Source organism: Nocardioides deserti, from assembly GCF_014266025.1.
GTDB classification, from domain to species: Bacteria; Actinomycetota; Actinomycetes; order Propionibacteriales; family Nocardioidaceae; genus Nocardioides; species Nocardioides deserti.
Window position 1 is genome coordinate 238,138 of record NZ_JACMYC010000002.1, and the last position, 22,669, is coordinate 260,806.

The 22,669-nt window shown below is 72.9% G+C and carries 21 protein-coding genes; 13 read left to right on the forward strand and 8 right to left on the reverse strand.

Annotated features, from left to right (window positions below):
• Positions 1-77: 77 nt before the first annotated feature.
• The 3 genes from H7344_RS04505 (at position 78) to rplI (ending at position 1,521) form a co-directional block, all read left to right on the forward strand.
• Positions 78-692 (forward strand): single-stranded DNA-binding protein, encoded by a 615-nt coding sequence (locus H7344_RS04505; RefSeq protein ID WP_186344810.1) that lies wholly within the window; start codon positions 78-80, stop codon positions 690-692.
• A gap of 131 nt (positions 693-823) precedes the next feature.
• The gene (gene rpsR, locus H7344_RS04510) at positions 824-1,060 is read left to right on the forward strand and encodes a 30S ribosomal protein S18 (RefSeq protein ID WP_154612378.1); all 237 of its coding nucleotides are present in this window, start codon (positions 824-826) and stop codon (positions 1,058-1,060) included.
• A 14-nt stretch (positions 1,061-1,074) separates the two neighbouring features.
• Entirely contained in the window at positions 1,075-1,521 is a 447-nt protein-coding gene (rplI, locus tag H7344_RS04515; RefSeq protein WP_186344811.1) for a 50S ribosomal protein L9, read from the forward strand.
• 124 nt (positions 1,522-1,645) lie between these two features.
• Here the strand turns inward: rplI and H7344_RS04520 are convergent, their stop codons facing one another.
• Genes H7344_RS04520 through H7344_RS04530 form a run of 3 tightly spaced genes read right to left on the reverse strand, consistent with a single transcriptional unit; the run spans position 1,646 to position 4,853 of the window.
• A complete protein-coding gene (locus tag H7344_RS04520) occupies positions 1,646-2,878 on the reverse strand; it encodes a hypothetical protein (protein ID WP_186344812.1) in 1,233 nt (410 codons plus the stop codon).
• Between the two features lie 47 nt (positions 2,879-2,925).
• Positions 2,926-3,498 carry a hypothetical protein gene (locus tag H7344_RS04525; protein WP_186344813.1) on the reverse strand — a complete coding sequence of 191 codons (573 nt, stop codon included), beginning with the start codon at positions 3,496-3,498 and terminating at the stop codon, positions 2,926-2,928.
• Positions 3,495-4,853 carry an MATE family efflux transporter gene (locus tag H7344_RS04530; protein ID WP_186344814.1) on the reverse strand — a complete coding sequence of 453 codons (1,359 nt, stop codon included), beginning with the start codon at positions 4,851-4,853 and terminating at the stop codon, positions 3,495-3,497. The genes H7344_RS04525 and H7344_RS04530 overlap by 4 nt, the downstream gene beginning before the upstream one ends.
• Before the next feature lie 482 nt (positions 4,854-5,335).
• Between H7344_RS04530 and dnaB the strand changes: the two genes are divergently transcribed.
• The 5 genes from dnaB to H7344_RS04555 all read left to right on the forward strand — a co-directional run bounded on the left by dnaB (position 5,336) and on the right by H7344_RS04555 (position 11,035).
• A complete protein-coding gene (gene dnaB, locus H7344_RS04535) occupies positions 5,336-6,754 on the forward strand; it encodes a replicative DNA helicase (protein ID WP_166189615.1) in 1,419 nt (472 codons plus the stop codon).
• Positions 6,755-8,365: 1,611 nt separating this feature from the next.
• Complete coding sequence (locus tag H7344_RS04540; RefSeq protein ID WP_186344815.1) at positions 8,366-8,542, forward strand: hypothetical protein; 177 nt, start codon at positions 8,366-8,368, stop codon at positions 8,540-8,542.
• Positions 8,543-8,974: 432 nt separating this feature from the next.
• Positions 8,975-9,334: a TetR-like C-terminal domain-containing protein gene (locus H7344_RS04545; RefSeq protein WP_186344816.1), complete on the forward strand. Its 360-nt coding sequence runs from the start codon at positions 8,975-8,977 to the stop codon at positions 9,332-9,334.
• A gap of 40 nt (positions 9,335-9,374) precedes the next feature.
• Positions 9,375-9,818, forward strand: coding sequence for a hypothetical protein (locus H7344_RS04550; RefSeq protein WP_186344817.1), 444 nt, complete (start codon positions 9,375-9,377; stop codon positions 9,816-9,818).
• A gap of 83 nt (positions 9,819-9,901) precedes the next feature.
• Positions 9,902-11,035: an alpha/beta hydrolase gene (locus H7344_RS04555; protein WP_186344818.1), complete on the forward strand. Its 1,134-nt coding sequence runs from the start codon at positions 9,902-9,904 to the stop codon at positions 11,033-11,035.
• A 52-nt stretch (positions 11,036-11,087) separates the two neighbouring features.
• On the opposite strand, the gene H7344_RS04560 is transcribed toward H7344_RS04555, so the two are convergent.
• Both H7344_RS04560 and H7344_RS04565 read right to left on the reverse strand, forming a co-directional pair.
• Positions 11,088-11,492, reverse strand: a complete 405-nt coding sequence (locus H7344_RS04560; RefSeq protein WP_186344819.1) for a DoxX family protein — start codon at positions 11,490-11,492, stop codon at positions 11,088-11,090.
• 42 nt (positions 11,493-11,534) lie between these two features.
• The gene (locus H7344_RS04565; RefSeq protein ID WP_186344820.1) at positions 11,535-13,817 is read right to left on the reverse strand and encodes a DUF6351 family protein; all 2,283 of its coding nucleotides are present in this window, start codon (positions 13,815-13,817) and stop codon (positions 11,535-11,537) included.
• Between the two features lie 49 nt (positions 13,818-13,866).
• On the opposite strand from H7344_RS04565, the gene H7344_RS04570 reads away from it, so the two are divergent.
• Genes H7344_RS04570 through H7344_RS04585 form a run of 4 tightly spaced genes read left to right on the forward strand, consistent with a single transcriptional unit; the run spans position 13,867 to position 18,834 of the window.
• Entirely contained in the window at positions 13,867-15,201 is a 1,335-nt protein-coding gene (locus H7344_RS04570) for a lactate 2-monooxygenase (RefSeq protein ID WP_229707013.1), read from the forward strand.
• A gap of 13 nt (positions 15,202-15,214) precedes the next feature.
• On the forward strand, positions 15,215-16,417 hold the full coding sequence (locus H7344_RS04575) for a YibE/F family protein (protein ID WP_186344821.1): 1,203 nt from the start codon (positions 15,215-15,217) through the stop codon (positions 16,415-16,417).
• Positions 16,418-16,439: 22 nt separating this feature from the next.
• Complete coding sequence (locus H7344_RS04580) at positions 16,440-17,081, forward strand: haloacid dehalogenase type II (RefSeq protein ID WP_186344822.1); 642 nt, start codon at positions 16,440-16,442, stop codon at positions 17,079-17,081.
• Positions 17,082-17,124: 43 nt separating this feature from the next.
• The gene (locus H7344_RS04585) at positions 17,125-18,834 is read left to right on the forward strand and encodes a DUF429 domain-containing protein (protein ID WP_186344823.1); all 1,710 of its coding nucleotides are present in this window, start codon (positions 17,125-17,127) and stop codon (positions 18,832-18,834) included.
• Positions 18,835-18,976: 142 nt separating this feature from the next.
• Here the strand turns inward: H7344_RS04585 and H7344_RS04590 are convergent, their stop codons facing one another.
• Positions 18,977-19,972: an LLM class F420-dependent oxidoreductase gene (locus H7344_RS04590; RefSeq protein ID WP_186344824.1), complete on the reverse strand. Its 996-nt coding sequence runs from the start codon at positions 19,970-19,972 to the stop codon at positions 18,977-18,979.
• Between the two features lie 27 nt (positions 19,973-19,999).
• Positions 20,000-20,755: a hypothetical protein gene (locus H7344_RS04595; RefSeq protein WP_186344825.1), complete on the reverse strand. Its 756-nt coding sequence runs from the start codon at positions 20,753-20,755 to the stop codon at positions 20,000-20,002.
• A 41-nt stretch (positions 20,756-20,796) separates the two neighbouring features.
• On the opposite strand from H7344_RS04595, the gene H7344_RS04600 reads away from it, so the two are divergent.
• A complete protein-coding gene (locus H7344_RS04600; RefSeq protein ID WP_186344826.1) occupies positions 20,797-21,300 on the forward strand; it encodes a mycothiol transferase in 504 nt (167 codons plus the stop codon).
• Here H7344_RS04600 and H7344_RS04605 read toward each other — a convergent pair.
• The gene (locus tag H7344_RS04605) at positions 21,278-22,573 is read right to left on the reverse strand and encodes an MFS transporter (RefSeq protein WP_229707014.1); all 1,296 of its coding nucleotides are present in this window, start codon (positions 22,571-22,573) and stop codon (positions 21,278-21,280) included. The genes H7344_RS04600 and H7344_RS04605 overlap by 23 nt on opposite strands.
• Between the last annotated feature and the right edge of the window lie 96 nt (positions 22,574-22,669).

Below are 22,669 nucleotides of genomic sequence, written 5' to 3' on the forward strand. Positions count from 1 at the left end.
CCCGCTGTCGGCGGCAGCCGCCACGATGAGCGGGACGCACACACGACTCTGACCAGCACGAAGCCAAGGAGACCCTCATGGCAGGCGAGACCGTCATCACGGTGGTCGGCAACCTCGTCGACGACCCGGAGCTGCGCTTCACCCCCTCGGGTGCGGCTGTGGCCAACTTCCGGATCGCGTCGACGCCGCGCACCTTCGACCGGCAGACCAACGAGTGGAAGGACGGCGACGCGCTGTTCCTCTCCTGCTCGGTCTGGCGGCAGGCCGCGGAGAACGTCGCCGAGTCCCTGCAGCGCGGCATGCGTGTCGTCGTGCAGGGCCGCCTGAAGTCCCGCCAGTACGAGACCCGTGAGGGCGAGAAGCGGACCGTCTTCGAGATCGAGGTCGAAGAGGTCGGTCCGTCGCTCAAGTACGCCACGGCCAAGGTCACCCGCGCCCAGCGCTCCGGCGGCGGTGGCGGCGGGTTCTCCGGCGGCGGTGGCGGCGGTGCCGCCCCCTCCGGCGGGGACGACCCGTGGGCCACCCCGGCGCCCCAGCAGGGCGGCGGCGGCCAGGGCGGGTACGGCGGTGGCGCACCCTCGGGTGGCGGCCAGGGCGGCGGTTACGGAGGCGGCGCACCCTCGGGTGGCGGCGCTCCCGCGAACGACCCCTGGGGCGCTCCGGGCGTGGGCTCCGACGAGCCCCCGTTCTGACGCACCCCACCTGGGTCTCCTCGGCCCACCGGCTGGTCCAGCACCACCATCCACGCACATCCCTCAACCATTCCGCCCCTGCCCGCCCTCGTGGCGGCGCCGGGTCGGGCTTCTAGGAAGGAAGCACCACAATGGCCAAGGCAGTGATGCGCAAGCCCAAGAAGAAGGTTTGCCAGTTCTGCAAGGAGAAGGCGACCGGTGTCGACTACAAGGACACCACGCTCCTCCGCAAGTTCATCTCGGACCGCGGCAAGATCCGCGCCCGTCGGGTGACCGGCAACTGCGTCCAGCACCAGCGCGACGTGGCCACGGCCGTCAAGAACGCCCGTGAGGTCGCCCTGCTGCCCTACACCTCGACCGGTCGCTGAGAGGAGCGGGAACGATGAAGCTCATCCTGACCCAGGAGGTCACCGGTCTCGGTGGCCCCGGTGACGTCGTCGAGGTGAAGGACGGCTACGGCCGCAACTACCTCGTCCCCCGCGGTGTCGCGATCCGTTGGACGCGCGGCGCCGAGAAGACCGTCGAGTCGATCAAGGCCGCCCGCGCCACCCGCGCGGTCCGCGACCTCGGCCACGCCGAGGAGATCAAGACCAAGCTCGAGGCGAACAGCGTGGCCGTCAAGGTCCGCGCCGGTGCCGGCGGCCGCCTCTTCGGCGCCGTCACCACCTCCGAGATCGCCGAGGCCCTCACGGCCACCTCCGGCGAGCAGGTCGACAAGCGCACGATCGCGATCAAGAACCCGATCCGCGCGCTCGGCAACCACGAGGTCTCGGTCCGGCTGCACGACGAGGTGTCCGCCACGGTGGCCCTCAACGTCATCCCGGCCTGATCCTCCTCGCTGCCGCTCGCGGCAGCACCGCAGCACCGCAGCAACGAACAGGGCCGCCCCTCCTCCGGGAGGGGCGGCCCTGTCGTCGTCTCCGCTGGTCGAGCAGCGAGCGCCAGCCGGTGGGTCAGTGGGCGAGGACGGCGTCGATGCGGACGGTCTCGCCGCGACCGATCTTCTTCGCGCGCACCTGGATGCGGCCGCTGACGAGCGGGTCGAACTGGTCGCGGACCTGGTAGACGTGGAACCGCTCGTAGCGAGGGCCCTTGAGGTTGACCGTGCGCCAGATGCTCTGGCCGATCTTGACCTCGACCTTGCCGAGCTTCGGCCCGCGCGGCGCGATCAGGCGCAGCTCGCGGACGTTCTTGCCCGGGGCGGTCACGACGGCGCCGACCGTGCTGGTCTGGAGGAAGTCGCCGGCGAAGTAGCCGCCCTGGCGGACGACCTTCCACGGGGACTTCTTCCCGGCCTTCCCGGTCGCCTTCAGGTTGCGCGGCACCGAGAACTTCAGGACCGCCGGCGTGGGGTCGACGTTGCCGGCGGCGTCACGGGCGACCGCCTCGAACCGCTGGTCGCCCGGCGGCAGGTTGCGCAGGTCGGTGGTGCCGGTCGCGCACGGCACGGAGCGGCTGTTGAGGGTGCACGCGAAGTCGACCGGGCTGCGGTCCTGGCTGCCGCCCGCGCCGAGCACGACCTGGACGGTGCGGTCGGTGACCATCGGCCACTCGGGGTTCTCCTCGTCGACCAGCCCGTTGATCCGGGCCGAGCCCGCGGGGACGATCGTGTCGACCCGCGCCTGGACGGTGACCGGCGCGGAGACGTCCTCGACGTCGGTGCTGGCCGGGATGCACAGGCAGAGTCGGCTCGTCGCGTCGATCGCCGCGTCGGCGGTGTCGACCGCGCGGACGCGGAAGGTGTACGGCACGGCGTCGGTCTCGTCGAGGTCGGTGTAGGTCTGCTTCCAGACCTTCGCCGCCTCGTCGTAGGTCCCGCAGGCCGTCCAGCTCGTCGGCGCGCTGGTGGTGGCGTAGAACTGGCACTCGAAGCCGAGCGGGTCGGTGTCACCGTCGGTGAACCGGCCGGTGAAGGCGAAGGTCAGCTGCTTGCTGCCGACCCAGTTCTGCGCGGTCCTGGGAGTCGGGGTCACCGTGACGTTGGGGTCCATCACCGGCGGCACCTCGTCGTCGCAGCGCGTGCCGACCGGGAGCGGCAACGGCAGGGGCGACTGGAACGCCTCGGTCAGGCAGCCGGGGTCGGCGGCCGCGGGCGCGGCAGCGGGTCCGGTGATGGTCACGAGCGACGCGAGCAGCGTGGCCGCGGGCAGGGCGACGAGTCCTCGCAGGCGTCCGGTTCTGGGCATGGGGCTCCCTCTCTGTCGTGGAGGACAACGCTCGGGGGGACCCGAGGCTATGGTCCAGACCGGCCCGGCGCAGGGCTTTGGCCGGATCGGGCGGCCGGCGGCGGCGCCCCGGCCCAGGGTCGGCCGGACATCGTGAAGAGCTGCCAGACGACGAGCACGAGCGTGGCCACCGCGAGCACGGCGGCCGGCGTCGCGAGGACGTCCGCGCCGGCACCCAGCACCAGCACCGGCAGCGCGGTCACGACGACGACGAGGGTCACGGCGAACCGGAGCCGGCGCGCGGCCGGCAGGTCCTCGGCGGCGGTCGCTCGGGCGGCGAGCACGTGGCACAGCAGCCCGACGAACCCCAGCTGTGGCAGCGTGAGCGCCCAGGCCAGGGACGCGTCGACGTCCTCGAGCGCCTCGGCGGTCGCGGGCACCCACAGCGGCACCGCGACCACGCCGGCCAGGGCGGCGAGCGCCACCAGCACGGGTCGCCGCTCGGTGTCCGGCGGGAGCCGGAGGACCCCCACCAGCACGAGCACCCAGCCCAGCGGGTCCGGCAACGCGTCGTACTCCCCGAAGGTAGCGGTGAGGCCGATGACGACCAGCCCCATCGCGACGGACTGGAGCGGCTTCACGGGGTCAGGCTACGGACGCCGGTGACCAGCCAGGCGTCGCCCCGCGCGCGACGCAGCAGGACCGCCAGGCGCGCGCCCATGAAGACCGCCGCGAAGACGGCCCAGACGACGACCAGGCCGCCACCGAGGTAGGCCGCCGCGAGCACGGCGGGGGCGTGCAGGACGAGCACGACGACGCCGGCGCGGGCGAGGTAGGGCCCGTCGCCGGCGCCGATGAGCACGCCGTCGAGCACGAAGACCACACCGGCGATCGGCTGGCCGAGCGCGGCGACGACGAGGACGGGGACGAGCAGGTCCTGCACGGCGGCGTCACCGGTGAAGAGGTGGCCCAGCACCGGGCTGGCGGCGGCGAGGAGGAGGCCGGTGACCACGCCGCTGACGACCCCCCAACGGATCATCCGGTCGGTGACGGCGCGCGTGCCGGCCACGTCGCCCGCGCCCAGGTAGCGCCCGGTGATCGCCTGCGCGGCGATGGCGATCGCGTCGAGCACGAAGGCGAGGAAGGTCCACAGCGTCATCGCGAGCTGGTGTGTGGCCAGGTCGACCTCCTGGTCGCGGCCGCTCGCGCCGACGGTGACGGCGTACGTCGTCACGAGCAGCGCGGCGCGCAGGGTGAGGGTGCGCACGACGAGGGAGACGCCGGCCCGGCCGGCGGCGCGGATGCCGGTCCAGTCCGGGCGCAGGTCGGCACCGTTGGCCCGCGCGCCCCGGACCACGACGGCGAGAAGCGCGGCGGCGCTCGCGACCTGCGCGAGCACCGACCCGACCGCGGACCCGGCGAGCCCCAGGCCGTCCCAGGCGCCGACCCCGAAGACCAGGACGACGTTGAGGACGATGTTGAGCGCGTTGCCCGCGACGGCGACCACCAGCGGGGTCCGGGTGTCCTGCAGGCCGCGCAGCACGCCGGTCGTGGCGAGCATGACCAGCAGCGGTGTGGTCCCGAGGAACGCGATGCGCAGGTACGTCGTCGCGTGCTCGGTCACCGCCGGGCTGGGGTCGAAGACCGCGACGAGCGGCTCGGTCAGCAGCACGCCGAGGACCGTGACGATCGCGCCGATGACCACGGCCAGCCAGACCCCGTCGATCCCCTGGGTCAGCGCGCCGCGAGTGTCGCCGGCGCCGACGTGGCGGGCGACCGCGGCGGTCGTGCCGTAGGCGAGGAAGACGCACAAGCCGACAGCGGTCTGCAGCACCACGCCGGCCACGCCGAGCCCGGCGAGCTCGGGGGTGCCGAGGTGGCCGACGACGGCGGCGTCGGAGAGCAGGAACAGCGGCTCGGCGACGAGGGCGAGGAACGCGGGCAGCGCCAGGCGGAGGATCTCGCGGTCCTGGGCCACGTCCTCGGGTCGGCGCACCCGGAGAGAGTAGTCCGGGTAAGAGGCAGACCCGCTTCTGACCCCTACGCGACTAGCCCGGCCCGGGCGGTGGATAACTACCTGTCGTCTGTGGATACCACGGGCGGTCGGTGCTTTGTCGACAAACCAACCGGAATCGCCCGGGTGACCACGAGGGGAACCGAACCGGTGCGGAACTGATTTCGTTCCACATGCCGTCTGCTGCGTTTGTGCAGGTCAGCGCGGTGCCGCGAGGTCGATCGGGTCGGTCCTCCACAGGGCGGTCCCCATGCTGTGCACAGCGCGTCGCGTGTCGTCCACGGGTTGTCCCCGGTTATCCCCAGGTCCTGTGGACAGGCCGCTGTCCCTGGGGTCGTCGCGGCACGTACCGTCCGGGAGTCGCGGACCGATGTCGGTGGGCCTCCCTAGCGTTCGAGGAGCCGGCCGGCCCGACGGGGCGCCGGCACCGCAGGACCGGTCACGAGCGCACAGGAGGGGCACGAGTGAGCATCGCCGAGTCGGACACGCGGGGCGTCCCCGAGCCGCCGTTCGAGGAGTGGGGCGACGGCCCGGCGCCGTACGCGCCCGGCGAGCGACCCTCGACGCCCGGCGACCGCACGCCGCCCCAGGACATGGCGGCCGAGCAGTCGGTGCTCGGCGCGATGCTCATCTCCAAGGATGCGATCGCCGACGTCTCCGAGGTCCTGCGCGGGGCCGACTTCTACCGGCCCTCGCACGAGACCATCCACGAGGCGATCATCGACCTCTTCGGTCGCGGCGAGCCGGTGGACATGGTCACGGTCGCGGCGGAGCTGCAGCGCCGGGGCGAGCTCCAACGCATCGGCGGGGCGCCGTACCTCCACACGCTCTCGGCGAACGTGCCAATCGCGGCCAACGCGGCGTACTACGCCGAGATCGTCCGGGAGAAGGCGATCCTGCGCCGGCTGGTCGACGCGGGCACCAAGATCGTGCAGATCGGCTACGCCGGCGAGGGTCACGTCGACGACGTGGTCGACCGGGCGCAGGCGGAGATCTACCAGATCACCGACCGCCGCTCGAGCGAGGACTACGCGCCGCTGTCGGACATCATGGACGGCGTCCTCGACGAGATCGAGGCGATCGGCAACCGCGAGGCGGGCCTCTACGGCGTGCCCACCGGCTTCGCGGACCTCGACGACCTCACCAACGGTCTGCACTCGGGCCAGATGATCATCGTCGCGGCGCGTCCTGCGATGGGCAAGTCGACCCTCGCGCTCGACTTCTGCCGAGCGGCGTCGATCCACAACAACCTCACCAGCGTGTTCTTCAGCCTGGAGATGACGCGCTCCGAGATTACGATGCGCCTGCTGTCCGCCGAGGCGAAGGTCCCGCTCAACCACATCCGCAACGGGCAGATGAACGACGAGGACTGGTCCAAGCTCGCCCGCAAGATGGGTGAGGTCTCCTCGGCCCCGATCTTCATCGACGACAGCCCGAACATGACGATGATGGAGATCCGGGCGAAGGCGCGCCGGCTCAAGCAGCGCCACGACCTGAAGCTGATGGTCATCGACTACCTCCAGCTGATGACGTCCGGCCGCAAGGTCGAGTCGCGCCAGCTCGAGGTCTCGGAGTTCTCCCGCCAGATCAAGCTGCTCGCCAAGGAGCTGGAGATCCCGATCATCGCGCTCTCCCAGCTCAACCGCGGTCCCGAGCAGCGCGGCGACAAGCGCCCGATGATGAGCGACCTCCGTGAGTCCGGCTCGATCGAGCAGGACGCCGACATGGTGGTGCTGCTCCACCGCGACGACGTCTACGAGAAGGAGTCGACCCGCCCCGGCGAAGCCGACCTGATCGTCGCCAAGCACCGCAACGGCCCCACCCGCGACATCACCGTCGCGTTCCAGGGCCACTACTCGCGCTTCGTGGACATGGCGCACTGACACTGGGTTGACTGCCGACGATCGTCGAATCTGCAACGGAACGATTCGATCTGCAACGGTTTGCAGATCAGGCGACCCGCAGGGTCGATCCGGTCACTTCGGCCGGAGTGCGCTGAAGGCTGGAGTTGCGTGGAGAGCGGCCAGGGCTAGGCGGTTAGGCCAAGCCACCTGAGCCGACAAGGTCAACCAGCAAGCCGCCCGCCACCGCCAGCCCCGCCAACAAAGCGCCAAGGGCACCGGCAATGTGCGCCTTGCGGGAGCGCCAGAAGACCGCCGCGACCACGCAAGTGAGAACGGCAGCGCCGAACGTCCCCCACGCCCACTGCGAGAACTGAGACCCGAGTAGCGTGTTGCTGTCGCCCTCAATGGCCTGCCACGAAGCCCACGCGACAATAGTGATCGGCACGAACGTCGAAGCAGCCGCTACAACAGCCGCGTAGGACGAACGTCCGAGACGAACGTCGGCAACGGTCCTCATATCCTCATGGTCCGGGATCCCGCCGTCCGCCGCCACAAGGGACGCACACAGGCGGATTCGCGCACTCTGGCCGTACAGTGCTGATCGCAGCCGATCCGGGTGTGGTTCTGGGCTTGGCCCTCACGGTCGTTGCGGTCAAGGATCGAGCCAAGCAACCCTTGCCGACCGAAAGGCGTCAAAGGTACGTGAAGAGGCTCCTTGTCGCACTGCTTGTTGCGGCTGTAACTGCCATCGTGGTCGGCGCTCGACTGGTGCACGTTCACGACACATACGGCGTATGGCAACTTACGAGTACGGAGACGCCGAACCGCATCGCGGCCTCCGGGCGAGACTACGACCGAAACGAGTTGCAGCCCGCGACGTCAGTGCCCACCAGTGTCGACACGCGCGGCAAGACCGGCAGCGGCACGGCCATCCTCGCTCCGAACCGCGCGAGGATGGCCGTGCCTGTCGTTATCTATTTGCGTGACGATGAGGGCAGGTTCTGGTCGTATTCGCTGGTCGGTGGGCCATAACCCGACGTCAGCGAACCCGGACATCGGGTATCAAGCGTCGTCCCGAACTCACGCCCGGAACAGGCGTCTCCCCACGTGATGCCGCTTGACGAGTGCCAGGGCCGCAGATCCACTCACTTCGCCCAGAGCGCGCTGATGTCGCAGTTCCGCTCACTCGGCCCGAAACGCGCTGATCGTCGCCTTTCAGATTGGCGCGTCAACGCGTTGCAGATTCGAGTGACTCACGTCCGGCGTCGTTGCAGGTTCGTCGGTTGTCGGCACTGACTTGGTCGGTCGACGATCGTCGAATCTGCAACGGAACGATTCGATCTGCAACGCTTTGCGGATCCGGTGACCCGCCGGGGTCAATCCGGTCATCCTGGCCGGTTCGAGCCGCCGCGCTGCCGTTTGCGGCCGCACGCGTTGCGGAGTCGCCTGCACCTCACGGGTCGAAGCAGCAGTTGGCTTCGGCGGTACGACGCGATTCGGCGGCACGAGCCATCGGGCGCCGCCGCTTCTTGGACTGGACGGCCGACGGGAAACCGCCGGTACGACCCCCTGAGGCGCGTTTCTGCCTCCCTTACGTGGGTAGCATCGCGACGTGGGCGAGTCGTCCGCGCGGACCCCAGGAGGCACCCGATGTTCTGGATCATCGTCGCCGTAGTGCTGGTCGTCGGATTCGCCGTCGCGTGGTGGACGAGCGGACGGGCGCGTCCGTCCAGTGACGGGTCCGGACCGCTCCGCCACCGGGTGGAGGGCGAGGTCGAGAACTACCGCAGCGAGGGCAACGCACCCACCCGCCAGTTCCGGCTCTGACCGAAGCCAGGGTCGAGTTCGAGGCACACGCTGGGGTGGGCGTGCACCCTTTGGGCCCGGGACGAGCGGATCGCTGCGTTGCAAATTGGTGCGGCAAGGCGTTGCAGATCCGCGTGCCCCACGCCCGGCGGCGTTGCAGGTTCATCGGCTGTCGGCACTGACCCGATCGGCCGCCGATCGTCGGATCTGCCATCGGACGATCCCATCCGCTACGCCTCGCAGGCTCGGGAGTCGCGCGGCCGAGGGCCACGCCAGCCGGTGGGTGCTGGTCGCGGCAGATCCGGCCACTCGGGCCGGAGTGCGGTGTTCCGGGCTGGTGTCGACGATCGTTCAATTGCGCCGAAATGTCGGCCCGCGGACCCCGCCAGGCGCTGAAGCCACGCAATTGCGCGAAAGTGTCCGGTCCAGGATCGCGGTCGTCGTGCGATCGGCGTGCCGGACCTGCCGCCCGAGGGGTCGGCGCGCGAGTGGCTCCGGTTCTCGCTGGAGCAGGCGTGGCACCAGATGGCCGACATCCTCGGCCCCGGCGGCTTCGCCGCGATCGTCGCCGACGCGCAGTTCACGGGTCTGTTCCGCGACGCGCTGCGCCCGTACGACGAGGCGCTGGCCGCGAGGCTCCGCGAGGACGCCCGGGCCGGCCTGGTCCGGGCCGACGTCGACGCGGAGGGCGTGGTCAGCCTCCTGCTCGGCGCCTGGCTCGGCGAGCTCGTGCGCCGCGGCCGGGTCGACGATGAGTGGCTGGACCGCAGCCTGGACCTGCTCTGGCCGGTCCTCGACCCGGAACGCGCCTGACGACCGGCGCGGATGGTCCCTGCGCACTACCCTGCGGGCCATGCGACGCGCCGCCACGGTCCTGCCCCTGCTGTCCGCCGGGCTGCTCGCCCTCACCCTGACGGCGTGCTCCGGCGACGCGGAGCCCGGCGCCGGAGGCGGTCCCTCGGAACCGGCCACCAGCGTCACCTCGAGCGGCACCTCCAGCCCGTCCTCGCCCTCGGCAGGGCCCACCGACATCGAGGAGCTCGTCGCGAGCCTGCCGCCGTGCGCCGAGGTCTGGGTCGCCGACCAGGTGCTGCCCGCGGACTACGCCGGGTGCAAGCTGCCCGGCGGCGGGATCGACCTCGGAGCGGTGCTCGAGTGCGTCGACGGCGCCGGCCTGGCGGCGTACCGCGAACGCTTCTGGGCCCACCTCGGCGAGCCGGTCGAGGACTCCGGGGGCGGCGGCACCCAGCAGGACCCGGAGTACGCCACGGCGGTCGGGCTCTGCCAGGGCGAGTGACCCCGGCGGGTCGACCCGGCTGTCCCCAACGTCACATACCGACGGTCTGTTGCGTACCTTGCTGTTGAACTACGTTCAACAGCATGCGCCAGCGCCTCGCCACCACCCTCGTCGGGATCGTCGGACTCGCGCTCGCGGGCGCCACGACCGCCGGCCCCGCCGGCGCCGCTGAGCGCACCGAGACCGACGCCCGGACGGCGCCCGTCCGGACGGCGACGGCCCCCGCGAAGGCCGCGACGGTGGAGAAGATCGCCAACCGCCCGATCGCGTTCGAGGTCGTCAACACCAACGAGACCTCCGCGCTGTGCCTGGCCGACAACCGGCCGCACGTCCTGCGCGGCCGGCTCGTCGGGCCGCGCTCGAAAGTGAGCGGCTCGGCCGGTCGGCTGCGGGTCAACGTGCTGGTGCACGACGCCGGCACCGGCGCGTGGTTCTGGAACCTCCGGCAGGCGCCGGCCTTCGACTACGCCACGCAGCTGGCGCGCCGCGGTGAGACGTCGCTGGTGCTCGACCGGCTCGGCTACGACCGCAGTCCGCTCGCCAACGGCCACGCCACCTGCCTCGGCGCCCAGGCCACGATGCTCCACCAGGTCGTGCAGCACCTCTACTCGGGCAACTACCGCTTCATCGACCGGGCCAACGAGGACGACCAGCCGCCGCACGCGACCCACGTCGTCGTCCACGGCCACGGGACCGGCGCGACCATCGCCCAGCTCGAGGCGGCGGAGTTCGCCGACGTCGCCGCCCTGGTGCTGATGTCGGCGCCGACGGCGACGCCGACCGGCCAGGCGCTCCGCGCCGTCACCGACCAGCTCGGCCGCTGCGTCGGCGGCGACGGCTACTCGGCGTACGGCGCGACGCCCGCGGAGTTCCGCTCGCTGCTCTTCGCCAGCGCGCCCGCGAAGGTACGCCGCCTGGCCACCGCCCGGCGCAACCCGACCCCGTGCGGCGACGTGTCGAGCGTGCTGGCCGCGGTCGGGTCGGCCACCCTCACGTCGGGGCGCGTCGAGGCGCCGGTGCTGGTGCTGTCCGGCGGGCGCGACGCGCGCGTCCGGCGGCTGGGCCGGGCGGGCGCGGAGGCGATGTTCGGCGGCAGCGCCCGGGTCTCGACGCGGACCTTCGGCAAGGCCGGCAGCGCGCTGCCGCTCGAGGCCGGCGCGGCGGGCGTGCGGGAGACCGTGCTGCGGTTCCTCGCGGGCGTGCGACCGACCCTCTGAGCCGGTCGGGCCGGCGCCGGCCCCAGCGCCGGCCTCTGCGCCGGCCTCTGCGTCAGCTCCGGTCGCGCCGGCGACGCCCGAGCAGCCCGCCGCCGTAGAGCGCCCAGAGCACCAGCAGCGGCTGGAAGAACAGCCGGCCGAACCGCTTGGCGTCGGTGTCGAGCCCGAAGGCGTCGCTGCCCTCCACGTACTGCGCGATGTTGCCCGGGAAGATGACGACATAGAACGCCGCGAGCAGCGCGCCGACGAGCCGCTTGCGCCGCGGCAGGGCGACGAACGCCGCGCCGAGCCCGATCTCCACGACACCGGAGCCGAGCACGACCAGGTCGTCGTCGAGCGGGAACCAGCCCGGCACCTGCGCCTGGAACTCCTCGCGCTGCGTGGTCAGGTGCATCACCCCCGCGCCCACCATGATCGAGCCGAGGGCGACGCGGGCGGCGGTGCGGGCGAGCGACATGCGGCGAGCCTACTGAGCAGCTGCCGGGCCGCTGGTGGGCCGCTACTGGCGCAGCAGCGGCGCGAAGACCGGGGCTGCCCAGCCGCCGCCGGAGTGCCGCGGGGGCGCCGGCAGCTCGCGACCGCCGTACGCCGCGCCGCCGCGCGCGCCGTCGTACCGCAACCAGGTGCGCGCCGGTCCCTGCCCGCGGCCGGGCTCCGTCCAGTCGCAGACGCCGTTGGGAAACGCGCGCTGCAGGCGGGCCCACTGGCCGTCGGTGAACGGCAGGCGGAGGAAGTCGTAGTCGGAGCGACGCAGCGGGCGCAGCCGGCAGGCCAGGTTGTCGTTGGCGCTCGGGCCGCCGGCCTCCTGCCGCGGCGTGGAGAGTCGGGTCTGCAGGACGTCGAGCTCGCGGGTCGTGCAGATCGGGTCGAGCCCGGTGAGCAGGCAGCGGTCGGTGACGTCGGCCGGCCGGCCGGCGACGACCTTGGCCGCCAGCGGCCGCGAGGACCGGTCGCGCTCGACGCGGGCGAGCCAGCGGTCCATGGCGAGCAGCGCCTCGGTCGCCCAGGTGAGGTCGCCGATGAGCGGCACGGCGCCGAACCACATCACCCGGTTGTCGGTGTGGCCCTGATCGGCGAGCAGCCGTTCCTCGGTCCACCAGGCGTGGCTGTAGTCGTGGGCGATGCCGGGGTCCGGGCCGCCGTGGTTGATCATCGCGACCTCGTCGAGGTGGTTGGCCTCGTTGACCAGGCCGGTGCGGTAGGCGCGGCGGATCGAGGCGGGGTCGCCGACCGTGCGGGCGTCGGTTCGGACCGAGTCGACGTCGAGCCCGCCGACGGCGGCGTTGAGGTCGACGAACTGGGCCGGCGTGATCGCGCCGGCGCGGAGCGCCGCCAGCCCGTACTGCACGCCGGCGTTGGCGAACGGGATGCCGGCGAAGCCGCGACCGACCGCCTTCTCCTGCGGCCCCCAGGCCGCGCGCGGTCGCCGGCCGAGGAGGTTGACCATGAGGTCGAGCACCGAGCAGCGGACCCCGCCGGGGTTGGTCTCGGAGTCGTAGCGGGTGCGCGGGTCGCCGGCGACGGGCGTGCGTGTGCCGGGGCAGTCGTGCTTGGGGTTCAGCGCGGACTTGAACAGCCCCTCGTCGGCCACGATCGCGTTGAGGTGGGACAGGTGCCCCTCGACCTGGGCCATCTGCGTCGGCAGCCACAGGACGCCGGGCGCCCACCGGGTCGGGTCCTCGAAGTACTGCCGCATCAGGTGGTAGTCGGCGAACTGCGCGCCCGCGGTCAGCACGTCGGGGTAGGAGCAGGTGGTGACCAGGCCCTGGTAGATGCCGGGGTAGGCGTTGGCGACGGTGTGCTGGGAGATCGAGCCGCCCGAGCAACCGGTGCCGATCGTGTAGCGGATCTCGCCGTACCGCTCGACGAGCCGCTCCTTGGCCATCATCAGCGACTCGGCGTTCATCGCGACGTTGCAGTTGTGCCCGGTGTTCGCCAGCGCGGTGGACATCACCGCGAAGCCGCGGCCGAGCGCCGTGACGTAGGACTGCTCGATGCCGGGCAGCGCCGGGATGGTGCCGGCGTAGTCCTCGAGCGGCGGGTCGTCGGGCGTGTACGACGCGCCGCACCCGCCGCCGCCGGTGACGAGCACCTTGCGGTTCCACTGGCGCTGCGGCGCCCACGCCTTCCACGCCTTGCCGGGCCGGAAGAGCGTGAGGATCGTGTAGCGGTCGCGGTCCTGGTAGCCGTCCTCGCGGCGCACGACGAACGGCACCTCGACGCCCTGGTCGGTCGTGGTGGTCGCGACGTCGGCCGGCGGGTCGGCCCGGTCGTAGGGCCGCAGGCCGGGCAGCAGCGGGTTGGCCGAGCGGTAGAGGTAGGTGTGGCGGACCGGCTCCTCGCAGCGGCGGTTCCGCGCGGTCTCCTGGCACTGGTAGTGCTTCTGCCGCGGACCGGTGAAGACCGGTCCGCCGGCCGGGTGGTTGGTGACGACCGTCGAGCCGGTCCCCCCCGCGGCGGTGGCGCGGATGGTCGTCCGGCCGGTGCGCAGGCCGGTCACGAGGCCGACGTACCGCCCGTCGCGGCGGACGGCGAAGCGGCGCGTCACGTCCCGCTCCCCGGCGCGGACGCGGACGTCCCGGGCGCGCACCCCCTTCGGCAGCCGGACCTCGACGAGCACGTCGCCGCCGGAGACCAGGTCTGCGCGGTTCGACAGCACCTCCACCACCAGCTGCTCGGCCGGCGCGGGCTTCGGGACGGCGTCGGCGGCCGGCCGCGGCACGAGCGCGAGCAGGGGCAGGACCAGGGAGACCAGGGCGAGCACGAGCAGGCGGGACCGCATGCGACGTCCAACGAGGTCCGGTGAGCGACGTCACGGCAGACTGACCCCCGTGAGCGACACGGGAACCGCGACGGTGCAGCAGGTGGGACGGATGGCCGAGCGTGCGGTCGAGGCCGCGACGAGCGTCGGCCGCGAGGTGCAGGCGCGGATCTACCGGGAGGGCGTCTTCGGCCGGCGGCCCGTCGTCCCGGTCGAGCCGGCCGCGATCGAGGCGGCCGCGCAGCGGCGGATGAGCCCCCAGGCGTGGTCGTACGTCGCCGGCGGCGCCGGCCAGCAGCGGACCGTGCGCGCCAACACCGAGGCGTTCGACCGCCACCGGATCGTGCCGCGCATGCTGGTCGACGTCGAGGAGCGCAGCCAGTCCGTCGAGCTGTTCGGCCGGCAGCTGCCCTCGCCGTACCTCCTCGCCCCGATCGGCGTGCTCGAGATGGCCCACCGCGAGGCCGAGCACGCGGTCGCGCGGGCGGCCCGCGCGCTCGGCGTGCCGATGGTGCTGTCCACGCAGGCGTCGGTGCCGATGGAGGAGGTGGCGCGCGACCTCGGGGACTCGCCGCGGTGGTACCAGCTCTACTGGTCCAAGGACGACGGCGTCGTCGACTCGTTCGTCCGTCGCGCCGAGGCGATCGGCAGCGACGCGCTCGTCGTCACCCTCGACACCCACGTGCTCGGCTGGCGCACCCGCGACCTCGACCTCGCCTACCTGCCGTTCGCGCGGGCCGAGGGGATCGCGCAGTACGTCAGCGACCCGCACTTCCGCTCGCTCGCCGAGCACCGCGCCGCGAACCCGCCGGCCGTCGCCGGCCCGCAGCCCCGGCCCACCCCGGCCGCGGTCAGGGCGCTGCTCTCGATGACCCGGCACTACCCGGGCCGCTTCCTCGACAACCTGCGCTCGCCGCTGCCGCGCGCGGCGGTGGAGACGTTCCTCGACGTCTTCTCCCGCTCGTCGCTGACCTGGGACGACCTGGCCTACCTGCGCGACCGGACCTCGCTGCCGATCGTGCTCAAGGGCATCCAGGACCCGCGCGACGCCCAGCTCGCGCTCGAGCACGGGGTCGACGGGATCGTCGTCTCCAACCACGGCGGCCGGCAGGTCGACGGCGCGATCGCCTCCCTCGACGCGCTGCCCGCGGTGGTCGACACCGTCGGCGGGCGGGTGCCGGTGCTCTTCGACAGCGGCGTGCGCAGCGGCGCGGACGCGTTCAAGGCGCTCGCCCTCGGCGCGCAGGCGGTGCTGGTCGGCCGGCCCTGGGTCTACGGCCTCGCGCTCGGCGGCGAGGACGGCGTCCGCGCGGTCATGGAGCACCTGATGGCCGAGCTCGACCTGACCATGGCGCTCAGCGGGGTCACCGACCTCGCCGGCATCACCCGCGACCTGCTCGCCTGAGCGGGCACGGGACGTGGGCGGACGACACGCGGCCGGTGCGGGACACGGGGCCGGGCACAGTCACGGGCACAGTCACGGGCACGGCGGCGGGGACGAGGTCGACGTACGCCGGGGCGCGCGGACGACGCTGCTCGGCGCGCTGGCGCTGGCGGGCATCGCGGCCCTCGTCGGGCTGGCCGTGCTGTGGCCGGACCGGTCGGCGGCGGACGACCTGCGCGAGCAGGTGTCGTTCCAGGCGCCGGGCGTGCTCCTCGTCGACGGCACGATCCGCGAGCTCGACGGCGGACGGGTCTCGGTCACGATCGCCGAGGGGCCGGACACGGGCGCCCGGCGCACCCTCGACCTCCCGCCGGAGGTGGCGACATCCGGCCTCGAGCCCGGGGACACCCTCCGGCTCCAGTCGCCGCCACCGGTCGACGGCGCGGACCGCACCTACGTCTACTTCGGCACCGACCGCAGCGGCCCGCTGTGGCTGCTGGCGGGCGTCTTCGTGCTGGTCGTGCTGCTGGTGGCCCGGTGGCGTGGCCTGCTGGCGCTGCTCGGGCTGGGGTTCGCCGGCCTGGTGCTGCTCGGCTTCGTGCTGCCGGCGCTGCTGACCGGCGAGCCCGGCCTCGCGGTCGGCCTGGTCGGCTCCACGCTGATCATGGTGGTGGTGCTCTACACGACCCACGGCTTCTCGGTGCGCACCAGCGCCGCGCTGGCCGGCACCCTCGCCGGGCTCGCGGTGACCGCGCTCCTCGGACTGGTGGCCACCCGGGCGGCGCGCCTCACCGGGTTCGGCGACGAGGCGGCCGGGTTGCTGACGACGTACGTCCCCGCGCTGGACCTGCAGGACGTCTTCACCTGCGCGCTCGTCGTCGCCGGCCTCGGCGTCCTCAACGACGTCACCATCACCCAGTCCTCGGCGGTGTGGGAGCTGCGCGGCGCGGCGCCCGCGATGGGCCGGCGCCGGCTCTTCCTCAGCGGCATGCGGATCGGCCGCGACCACATCGCCTCGACGATCTACACGATCGTCTTCGCCTACGCCGGCACCGCGCTCGTGCTGCTCATGGTGCTCTCGCTCTACGGGCTGCCGCTCGGGGACCTGCTGGCCACCGAGGAGATCGGGCAGGAGGCGGTCCGCACGCTCGTGAGCAGCATCGGCCTGGTGCTGGCGGTGCCGATCACGACCGCGATCGCGGTGTGGACGGTGCCGGGCTCGGTCGACAGGACCTGAGCCCGGCGGGTACCGGCCGCCCATGCGCCCCCGCCTGCTCCTGCTCGACGTCAACGAGACCCTGTCGGACACGGCTGCGATGGCCGGCGCCTTCGCCCGGGCAGGAGCGGCGCCGGAGCTCGCCGGCACGTGGTTCGCCTCGGTGCTGCGCGACGGGTTCGCGCTGGCCGCTGCCGGCGCCGGCGCGCCCTTCGTGGACCTGGCCCGCCACCACCTCGGCCGGCTCGCCGGCCCGGAGCGGGCCGAGCAGCTGCTCGAGGCGTTCCTCGCGCTCGACGTGCACCCGGACGTGCGAACCGGCCTGCCGCGGCTGGCGGAGGCCGGCGTCAGGGTGGCCACCCTGAGCAACGGGTCTGCGTCGGTCGCAGAGGACCTGCTGGAGCGGGCCGGGGTCCGCGAGCACGTCGAGGCGTGCCTGTCCGTCGAGGACGCCGGCGTCTGGAAGCCGCACCCGCGCAGCTACCGGTGGGCCGTCGAGCGGCTCGGCGTGGATGCCGCCGAGGCGGCCCTCGTGGCGGTTCACCCCTGGGACACCGACGGCGCGGCCCGGGCGGGGCTCGGGTCGGTCTGGGTCGACCGCACGGGCGAGCCCTACCCGCCGTACCTCCGTGCCCCCGGCCGGACCGTCACCTCGTTCGACGAGCTCGCGGAAGCGCTCGGCTGACCGGACCGGGCTGACCGGCCGCCGGGTCTGACAGGCTGCACGCGTGCACCACATCGGCATCGACCTCGCCTGGGGCGAGCGCCAGCCCACCGGGCTCGCCGTGCTCGACGAGGACGGGGCGCTGGTGCACGTCTCCGCGGTGCGGACCGACGACGAGATCGTCGAGCGGCTCGTGGCGTACGTCGAGGGGCCGTGCCTGGTCGCAGTCGACGCCCCGCTGGTCGTGCGCAACGAGACCGGCTCGCGGCCGGCGGAGAAGGCGCTGACCCGGGACTTCCGTCGCTTCGAGGCCGGCTGCCACCCCTCGAACCTCGCCAAGCCGGAGTTCCGCGACGGGCCGCGCGGCGCGCGGGTGTGCAAGCGGCTGGGCCTCGACATGGACCCCCGGTCCGGCCGGGCGCGGCGCGCGATCGAGGTCTACCCCCACCCGGCGACGATCGTGCTCTTCGGGCTCGAGCGGACCCTGAAGTACAAGGACAAGCGCGGCCGCGAGGTGGAGCTGCTCCGCAGCGAGCTGCTGCGGCTGATGACCTACGTCGAGTCGGTCGTGCCCACCGACACCGGTCGCGACGGCGGGGCGTGGGCCGCGCTGCGGTCGGCTGTGGAGACCGCGACCCGCAAGAGCCAGCTGCGTGTCGTGGAGGACCAGGTCGACGCGGTCGTGTGCGCCTACGTCGGCCGCTTCGCCGACCTCCACCCCGACCGGACGACGGTCTACGGCGACCTCGCCGAGGGCTACATCGTCACGCCGTCGCTGCCCGACGAGAGCGCCGCGATCCGCTCGGCGATCCAGGCGTACGCCGCGCAGCACGCCGAGCTGTCGGCCGCCGGCGAGCGGGCGGTCGCGCTGGTGACCTCGATCCTCGACGAGGCCGGCATCAACTACCTGACCGTCACCGGACGCACGAAGTCGGTCGCGTCGTTCGCGGAGAAGGCCGGGCGGGTGCGCGACGGCCAACCGATGTACCCCGCCCCGCTCACCGACATCACCGACCAGCTCGGCGTCCGGGTGATCACCTACGTCCAGGACGACGTCGAGGCGGTCGCCGGGCTGCTCGCCGACCAGGTCGTCGTCCACGACGACCGCGACATGGGCCAGCAGACCGCCCGAGAGGGGCGGTGGGGATACGCCTCGCGGCACCTGCTGGTCGCCCTCGACGCCGCGCGCGAGTCCCAGGCGGCGTACGCCGGTCTGCGCGGGCGGGTCGCGCAGGTGCAGGTCCGCACGGTGCTGCAGCACGCGTGGGCTGAGTTCGAGCACGACATCCGCTACAAGGGGTCGGTGCCCGAGGAGCACGCGCCGGAGTTCGACCGCCGCTTCACCCTGGCCGCGGGGCTGCTCGAGCTGGCCGACCGGGAGTTCTCCACGATCCGCGAGCGGCTCCGCGCCGAGCCCGCCGCGCCCGCCGCTCCGGTCGCCGACGACGACCCACGCCTGGAGCCGCGGGAGCTCGCGGCGTTCCTCGCCGGGCAGTACGCCGACGCCGGCTGGTCGCGCACCGACCACTACGCCTGGATCTCCGGCCTCCTGCTCGAGCTCGGCATCACCTCCCTCGACGAGCTCGGCGACGCCCTGCGCCCCACCGCCGCGATGCCGATCAACGAGCGGATGGACTACCGCTACCCGCCCGGCGCCGTCCGTCGCCTCGACGACGCCCTCCTCGCCGTCTTCGGCGAGCGGTACGTCGACCTCCACGGCAACGCCCACCGTGCGGGTCTGCTGCGCCAGCGTCTCGACAAGCTCCGCACCTGACCCCCGACTCACCCCGCGCGCCCCCACCTCTGGCGGCCGACCTATGGCCTGCGGGCCCGTGGGGGGTAGCGGTAGGAGCAGCTCGGCTGGTTTCGAAGACGGCTCGCTGGCGCTCGTCTGCTCGACCAGCGCCGGATCGGCCTCAGGAGGAGGGGGCGGCGGCGCGGAGCTTGTCGAGGAGCGGGACGGCGGCGTCGGTGAGGAACTGCTCCTGGAGGGCGTCGCCGACCTGGACGAGGGCGATGTCGGTGAAGCCGGCCTCCCAGAAGGCCGAGACGGACTCGACGATCCTGTCGAGGTCGGGGCCGCAGGGGATGGAGTCGGCGACGTCCTCGGGCCGGACGAACTGGGTGGCGCCGGAGAAGCCGGCGGGGGTGGGGAGGTCGGAGTTGACCTTCCAACCGCCGGCGAACCAGCGGAACTGCTCGTGCGCGAGCTTCGTGGCGGCCTCCTCGTCGGGACCCCAGCAGATCGGGATCTGGCCGACGGCGCGGGTGCCACCGGAGCCGATCGTCGGCGCGCCGTCGACGGCGTTCCAGCCCTCGATGAGGTCGGCGCGAGGCTCGGTCGCGATGAGGTGGTCGGCGAGCGGGGCGAGCGCCTCCATGCCGCGCTCACCGGCGACGGCGACGCCGATGTCGACTCCCTCCTCGGGCAGGTCCCAGATCCGGGCGGACTCGACGTCGAAGTGCGACCCCCGGTAGTCGACCAGCTCGCCGGTGTGCAGCGCGCGGATGATCTCGACCGCCTCGACGAGCATCTCCTGGCGCTGTCCGATGGCGGGCCACCCGGCGCCGACGACGTGCTCGTTCAGGTTCTCCCCGCTGCCCAGCCCGAGCGTGAACCGCCCCTCGGCGAGGATCTGCAGCGTCGCGGCCTTCTGGGCGACGACGGCGGGGTGGTAGCGCAGCGTCGGGCAGGTCACGTACGTCATCAGGTCGACCCGCTCGGTGGCGTGGGCGACGGCGCCGAGTGTGGTCCAGGCGTACGGCGCGTGGCCCTGCTCGGTGAGCCAGGGTGAGTAGTGGTCGCTGGAGACCTCGAAGTCGAAGCCGGCGGTCTCCGCGGCGACGGCGTACTTCACCAGCTCCCGCGGGCCGCTCTGCTCGGTCATGAGGGTGTAGCCGAAGCGCGTCATGGCCCAGCGGTACCCACGTGAGCGGGGTCAGTCGTCCTGCTGCTCGTCGACCTTCTTCTTGATCCGGCCCATGCCGGGCAGGTTCATCACCAGCTCGCTGAGCTCGCGGGTCACCTCGAGCATGTCGTGCATGTCGGGGGCGACGCTGTCGAGACGCTGCATCAGGGGCATGACGTCCTCGCGCAGCGCCGTCTCGAGCGCGGGGAGCTTGTCGATCATGCCGACAGCGGCGGCGACCTCGTCGGGGCTCGTGGTCTCGCCGAGCCGCACCAGCACCGGCTCGAGCGCCTGCAGCGTCGGCTCGAGCCGCTCGGCGAGGTCGAGCATCCGCCCGACGGCGCCCTCCTCGACGCGGCGCAGCAGGACGTCGGCGCGTTCGCGTACGTCGTCCAGGCCGCCCATCGCTCGCTCGCCCTTGTCGGCGATCCGCTGCGCCTGGTCGACCATGTTCGAGGCCCGCTCGCGCACGTCGTCGACACCGCCGATCGCCCGGTCTGCCTTCGCGCGGACGTCCTGGACGCCGGCGATCGTGTCGTCGGCCCGCTGGCGGACGCCGTCCACCCCGTCGATCACCTCGTCGGCTCGGACGCGGACGCCCTCGACCTCCTCCAGCAGCCCCTCGACGCGCACGAGCAGCGCCTGCACTTGCCCGACGATCCCGCCGGCCGAGGCCAGCAGCGCCTCGGCGCCGGTGAGCAGGTTCGTGGCGCGGGGCGCGACGGCGATCGCCTGCTCGACCAGCTGCCGGAGGTCGCTGGGGCCGGGGACGGACGGGAGCCTCATGGGACGCCGGTACCCCCAGGTGCGACGTACCGTCGGTAGGCATGACTCCCGCAGAGCTGCTGAAGGAATCGTTCGGTCGCGTCGTCGAGAGCGGTACGGCGGTGGTGGACGGCCTGTCCGAGGACCAGCTGGTCCACCGGCCGGCACCGGGGACCAACCCGATCGCGTGGCTGGTCTGGCACCTCGCCCGGGTGCAGGACGACCACGTCGCCGAGGTGGCCGGTCGCGAGCAGGTGTGGACGGCGCAGGGGTTCGCCGACCGGTTCGGGCTGCCGTTCGAGCGCGACGCGACCGGCTACGGCCAGTCCGACGAGGAGGTCGGTCAGGTGCGCGCGTCGGCGGACCTGCTGGCGGCGTACCTCCGGGCGGTGCACGAGCAGACCGTCGCCTACCTCGACACAACCACCGCCGACGACCTGGACCGCGTCGTCGACGAGCAGTGGGACCCGCCCGTGACGCTCGGCGTCCGGCTGGTCAGCGTCGTCAACGACGACACCCAGCACGTCGGTCAGGCGGCGTACGTCAGGGGGTTGCTGCCCTCGTGACGCGGTAGCGCACGAACGACGGCACAGCGAGCGCGGCGACGACCGTCCCGATCACGACGAGCACGCCACCGCCGGCGGCCGCGGCAGCAGTGCCGACCGCGGCCGCGGCGGCGCCGTGCGCCACGTCCGCGACGCGCGGGCCGCCGGCCACGACCACGACGAAGACGCCCTGGAGCCGGCCGCGGACGGAGTCGGTCGCCGCGGCCTGGAGCATCGAGGTGCGGAACGCCGCCGACGCCATGTCCGCCGCGCCGCCCACGACCAGCATCAGCAGCGCGACCACGAGCATCGGCCCGCGCCACTGGTCGGCCAGGCCCACGGCGAGGCCGAACCCGGTCATCGCGACGCCCCACACGATGATGCACCAGATGACGGCCAGACCCTGCCGCTCGATCCGCGAGACCCAGCCGCTGAGGACGCCGCCGAGCACCGCGCCGGCCGGGATCGCCGCGAAGAGCGCCGCGAACACCAGCCCGCCCTCGTCCGGCCCGCCGAAGTCGAGGTGCGCGATCTCCGGGAACAGCGCCCGCGGCATGCCGAAGACCATCGCGATGATGTCGACGACGAACGACATCAGCAGCACCGGATGGCCGCGGAGGTACGCCAGTCCCTCGACCACCGAGCGCAGCCCCGGTGCGCCGGCCATCGCGCCGAGCACCGGCAGCGGGGGCAGCCGGACCACCGCGCTGAGCGTCGCCAGCAGCGTGAACGTGTCGATCAGGTAGAGCCACTCGAAGCCGAGCACCGGGATCAGCGCGCCGGCCACCAGCGGGCCGGCGATGGCGCCGGCCTGGAAGACGGTCATGTTCAGCGAGTTGGCCGCCGGCAGCAGCTCGGGCTCGAGAAGCCGCGGCAGCAGCGCGCTGCGCGTGGGCTGGTTGACCGCGAAGAACGCCTGCTGCACCGCGAACAGGCACAGCAGCGGCCACACGCCGATGCCCCCGACGGCGGCCTGCGCCCAGAACAGCCCGCTGGTCACGATCAGCCCGACCGTGCTGCAGATGAGGATCGTGCGGCGGTCGAAGACGTCGGCCAGTGCGCCGCCGTACAGCCCGAAGACGACGAGCGGCACGAGCCCGAAGAGGCCGGTGAGCCCGACGTACGCCGACGAGCCGGTCTCTGCGTAGATCTGCGCCGGCACCGCCACGACCGTCAGCTGCGCGCCGATGACCGTGATGATGTTGGCGACCCACAGCCGCCGGAAGTGGTCGTTGCGCAGCGGCCGGGTGTCCGCCAGCAGCCCCCGGAACCGTCCTGGTGCTGCTCCTCCCACGGGGCGGCAACCTACGCTCGGCTCCAGTCGGGGCTCCTGCCGGGGTAGTAACGGTCAGGAACGTCCGTCGCGGTGATGGTCACGGACGTTTCCGCC